The sequence below is a fragment of the Streptomyces sp. NPDC005899 genome (genome assembly GCF_040629645.1).
Taxonomy (GTDB): Bacteria; Actinomycetota; Actinomycetes; order Streptomycetales; family Streptomycetaceae; genus Streptomyces.
Window position 1 is genome coordinate 1 of sequence record NZ_JBEXWB010000415.1, and the last position, 4,977, is coordinate 4,977.

The 4,977-nt window shown below is 71.3% G+C and carries 3 protein-coding genes and 1 pseudogene; 2 read left to right on the forward strand and 2 right to left on the reverse strand.

Annotated features, from left to right (window positions below):
• Positions 1-109: 109 nt before the first annotated feature.
• Both ABZ371_RS28875 and ABZ371_RS28880 read right to left on the reverse strand, forming a co-directional pair.
• Positions 110-985, reverse strand: coding sequence for an acyl-CoA thioesterase II (locus ABZ371_RS28875; RefSeq protein WP_358685011.1), 876 nt, complete (start codon positions 983-985; stop codon positions 110-112).
• A gap of 32 nt (positions 986-1,017) precedes the next feature.
• Positions 1,018-3,531: a DUF3516 domain-containing protein gene (locus tag ABZ371_RS28880; protein WP_358685013.1), complete on the reverse strand. Its 2,514-nt coding sequence runs from the start codon at positions 3,529-3,531 to the stop codon at positions 1,018-1,020.
• A 155-nt stretch (positions 3,532-3,686) separates the two neighbouring features.
• On the opposite strand from ABZ371_RS28880, the gene ABZ371_RS28885 reads away from it, so the two are divergent.
• The gene (locus ABZ371_RS28885) at positions 3,687-4,478 is read left to right on the forward strand and encodes a metal-dependent hydrolase (RefSeq protein WP_358685015.1); all 792 of its coding nucleotides are present in this window, start codon (positions 3,687-3,689) and stop codon (positions 4,476-4,478) included.
• A gap of 67 nt (positions 4,479-4,545) precedes the next feature.
• Positions 4,546-4,977: pseudogene (locus ABZ371_RS28890) on the forward strand (ATP-dependent DNA ligase); the annotation flags it as partial.

The window sequence follows — 4,977 nt, forward strand, 5'->3', positions numbered from 1 at the left end:
CCGCCTGTGACGCCAAACTGCACCCGGCCGGGCCGGACATCCGCACCCGCCGCCACGAGGTCGAGCAGGACGCCCTGCCCGGCACCTGACCGGGCGGGCCGGGCCCCCGCTAGGCGTCGCCGAGCCGCCGGAACAGCCCCTCCTGCACCACGGACACCAGCAGCTGCCCCTGGCGGTCGTAGATACGGCCCCTGGCCAGCCCCCGGCCACCGGTGGCGATCGGCGACTCCTGGTCGTACAGGAACCACTCGTCCGCCCGGAACGGCCGGTGGAACCACATCGCGTGGTCCAGGGAGGCCATGTCGAAGCCGCGCGGCCCCCACAGCGGCTCCACCGGGATCCGGACCGCGTCCAGCAACGTCATGTCACTGGCGTACGTCAGCGCGCACGTGTGCACGAGGGGGTCGTCGCCCAGCGGGCCGACGGCGCGCATCCACACCGCGCTGCGCGGATCGGCGTCCGCGGTCTCCTCCCGGGTCCAGCGCAGCCGGTCCACGTAGCGGATGTCGAACGGCTGGCGCCGCGCCATCCGCTCCAGGGCCTCCGGCAGCGCCCCCAGGTGTTCCCGCACCTCGTCGGCGACCGTGGGCAGTTCCTCCGGGCCGGGGACGGCACGGGCGGGCGGCAGCTGGTGCTCGAACCCCGCCTCCTCGGGCCGGTGGAACGACGCCGTCAGATTGAAGATCGTGCGGCCCTGCTGCACGGCCGTCACCCGCCGGGTGGTGAAGGACCGGCCGTCGCGCACCCGCTCGACGTCGTACACGATCGGCACGCCCGGACGGCCGGGCCGCAGGAAGTAGGCGTGCAGCGAGTGGACGGGGCGGTCCCCGTCGGTGGTCCGGCCGGCTGCCACGAGCGCCTGCCCGGCTACCTGCCCCCCGAAGACCCGTTGCAGGGACTCCTCGGGGCTGCGGCCACGGAAGATGTTGACCTCGATCCGCTCCAGGTCGAGAAGATCGACCAAGCGCTCGGCGGGGTTCGTCATGCGGTGTCTCTCCACTCCTTCTCCGGGCGCGGTCACAGCTGGCCCACGGCCGTGACCCGGACGACCGCCCGGCCCTCCTCGTCGGAGGCCGCCAGATCGACCTCCGCACGGATGCCCCAGTCGTGGTCGCCGGCCGGGTCCGCGAAGGCCTGCCACACCCTCCACAGACCGTGCTCCGGGTCCTCGTCGATCTTCAGCAGTTTCGGGCCGCGCGCGTCGGGGCCGGTCCCCAGGTCCTCGTGCGCGTCCCAGTAGGCGTCCATCGCCTCGCCCCAGGCGTCCTCGTCCCAGCCCGCGTCGGCGTCCAGCTCGCCCAGGTCGCGGACGCGGTCCAGCGCGGCCAGCTCCACCCGGCGGAACATCGCGTTGCGCACCAGCACCCGGAAGGCGCGGGCGTTCGCCGTGACCGGCTTCACCTCGTCGGCCCGCTCCTGCGCCTGCTCGGCGGTCTCCACCTCGGGGTTGGCCAGCTGCTCCCACTCGTCCAGCAGGCTGGAGTCGACCTGGCGCACCATCTCGCCGAGCCAGGCGATCAGGTCCTCCAGGTCCTCGGACTTGAGGTCGTCCGGGATGGTGTGCTCGAGCGCCTTGTACGCGCTCGCCAGATAGCGCAGCACGATGCCCTCGGTGCGGGCCAGCTCGTAGTTCGACGTGAACTCCGTGAAGGTCATGGCCCGCTCGTACATGTCGCGGATGACCGACTTCGGCGACACCGGGTGGTCGCTCACCCACGGGTGGCTCGTACGGTAGACGTCGTACGCGTGCCAGAGCAGCTCGCTCAGCGGTTTGGGGTACGTGACCTCCTGGAGCCGCTCCATCCGCTCCTCGTACTCGACACCGTCCGCCTTCATCTGCCCGACGGCCTCGCCCCGCGCCTTGTTCTGCTGGGCGGCGAGGATCTGCCGCGGGTCGTCGAGCGTCGACTCGACGACGGAGACCATGTCCAGGGCGTACGAGGGGGACTCCGCGTCCAGCAGGTCGAACGCGGCCAGCGCGAAGGTGGACAGCGGCTGGTTGAGCGCGAAGTCCTGCTGGAGGTCGACGGTCAGGCGGACGATCCGGCCCTCGGCGTCCGGCTCCGGGAGCTGCTCGACCACACCCCCGTCGAGCAGCGACCGGTAGATCGCGATGGCCCGACGGATGTGCCGCAGCTGCGCCTTGCGGGGCTCGTGGTTGTCCTCCAGCAGGTGCCGCATCGCGTCGAAGGCGTTCCCCGGCCGTGCGATCACCGAGAGCAGCATCGTGTGCGTGACCCGGAAACGCGAGGTCAGCGGTTCGGGTTCGGACTGGATCAGTTTGTCGAAGGTGGTCTCCGACCAGGCCACGAAGCCCTCGGGCGCCTTCTTCCGGACCACCTTGCGCTTCTTCTTGGGGTCGTCGCCCGCCTTCTTGACGGCCTTCTCGTTCTCGATGACGTGCTCGGGTGCCTGGGCGACGACGAAACCGGCCGTGTCGAACCCGGCCCGGCCCGCGCGGCCGGCGATCTGGTGGAACTCCCGCGCCCGCAGCGTGCGCACCCGGGTGCCGTCGTACTTGGTGAGCGCCGTGAAGAGCACCGTGCGAATGGGGACGTTGACGCCGACGCCCAGGGTGTCCGTACCGCAGATGACCTTCAGCAGTCCCGCCTGTGCCAGTTTCTCGACGAGGCGCCGGTACTTGGGCAGCATCCCCGCGTGGTGCACGCCGATCCCGTGACGGACGTAACGGGACAGGTTCTGACCGAACTTGGTGGTGAAGCGGAAGTTGCCGATCAGGTCGGCGATCTTCTCCTTCTCCTCCTTCGAGCACATGTTGATACTCATCAGCGACTGCGCCCGCTCGACGGCGGCGGCCTGCGTGAAGTGCACGATGTAGACGGGCGACTGCCGGGTGTCCAGCAGCTCGGTGAGCGTCTCCGTGATCGGGGTCAGGCGGTACTCGTAGCTCAACGGCACCGGCCGGGTCGCGGAACGCACCACGGACGTCGGCCGCCCGGTCCGGCGGGTCAGGTCGTCCTCGAACATCGAGACGTCGCCGAGCGTCGCCGACATCAGCACGAACTGCGCCTGCGGAAGCTCCAGCAGCGGGATCTGCCAGGCCCAGCCGCGGTCCGGCTCCGCGTAGAAGTGGAACTCGTCCATCACCACCTGGCCGATGTCGGCGTACCTGCCGTCACGCAGTGCGATGGAGGCCAGCACCTCGGCGGTACAGCAGATGACCGGGGCGTCGGCGTTGACCGAGGCGTCACCCGTCAGCATGCCGACGTTCTCCGTACCGAAGAGCTTGCAGAGGTCGAAGAACTTCTCCGACACCAGCGCCTTGATCGGGGCCGTGTAGAACGTCACCTTGTCCTGGGCCAGCGCCGTGAAGTGGGCGCCGGCCGCCACCAGGCTCTTCCCGGAGCCGGTGGGGGTCGAGAGGATCACGTTCGCGCCGGAGACCACCTCGATCAGCGCCTCCTCCTGAGCCGGATAGAGGGTGATGCCCTGCGATTCGGTCCATGACGAGAAGGCATCGAAGAGGGCGTCCGGGTCGGCGGTCGGGGGCAGCTGATCGATAAGGGTCACACCCCCATCTTGCCTGTCCCGTGTCCGGATGCGGGAACCGGAGCACGGCACGAAGATCACGGACGATACGCTGCCCACTCAACTCGGCCGCCCTGCCCAGGCAGTGGCGTCCCGGCCGCGCACGGGGCCGGATCACGACGGGGACGGGAACAGCCATGATGGGACCGGCACACTCACTGTCAGGGGCGGCGGCCTGGCTGGGGGTGGGCGCCGCGGCCGCGGCCACCGGCCACACGATGCCCTGGCCCGTCCTCGCCGTCGGAGCGCTCATCTGCGCCGGTGCCGCACTCGCCCCCGACCTCGACCACAAGTCGGCCACCATCTCGCGCGCCTTCGGACCGATATCCAAAGGCCTGTGCGAGATAGTCGACAAGCTCTCCTACGCCGTCTACAAGGCGACCCGAGGCCCCGGCGACCCCCGCAGGAACGGCGGCCACCGCACCCTCACCCACACCTGGCTCTGGGCGGTGCTGGTCGGCGGGGGATGCTCGGCGGCGGCCGTGACCGGCGGCCGGTGGGCGGTGCTGGCCGTCCTCTTCGTCCACCTCGTGCTCGCCGTCGAGGGCCTGCTGTGGCGGGCCGCCAGGGTCTCCAGCGACGTGCTCGTGTGGCTGCTGGGCGCGACCAGCGCGTGGATCCTCGCGGGGGTGCTCGACCAGCCGGGCAACGGCTCGGACTGGCTCTTCCCCGAGCCGGGCCAGGAGTACCTCTGGCTCGGACTCCCCATCGTGCTCGGCGCCCTCGTCCACGACATCGGCGACGCCCTGACCGTCTCCGGCTGCCCGATCCTGTGGCCGATACCCCTCGGCCGCAAGCGCTGGTACCCGATCGGCCCGCCGAAGGTCATGCGCTTCCGGGCCGGCAGCTGGGTCGAGCTCAAGGTGCTCATGCCCGCCTTCATGGTGCTGGGAGGCGTCGGCGGGGCCGCGGCCCTCAACATCATCTGACCCCGCCGCCGCCCGGCGGACGGTGCGCCCACCGCCGTACGCGGCCACGTTGTAGCACCATGAACCCATGCTGCTCGCCCGGCTCGCCCACGTGTCCCTGGAGGTCGCCGCGTCCGCGGCACGGACCCGGAAGACCGCCCTGCTGGCCGAACTCTTCCGGGAGGCCGGGCCCGACGACGTGCCGATCGTCATCCCGTACCTGGCGGGACGCCTCCCGCAGGGGCGGCTCGGGATCGGCTGGAGCGCACTCGGCGACCCCGTGGCACCGGCGGCCGCCCCCTCACTGACCGTGGCGGAGACCGACGCCGAGCTGTCGGCGATCGGGGCGCTCGCCGGACCGGGCTCCCAGGCGGCCCGGAAGGAGCGCGTTCAGCGGCTCCTCGCCGCGGCGACCGCCGAGGAACAGCACTTCCTGCGGGGCCTGCTCACCGGCGAGGTGCGCCAGGGCGCGCTGGACGCCGTCGCGGTCGACGCCCTGGCCGGTGCCACCGGGGCGCCC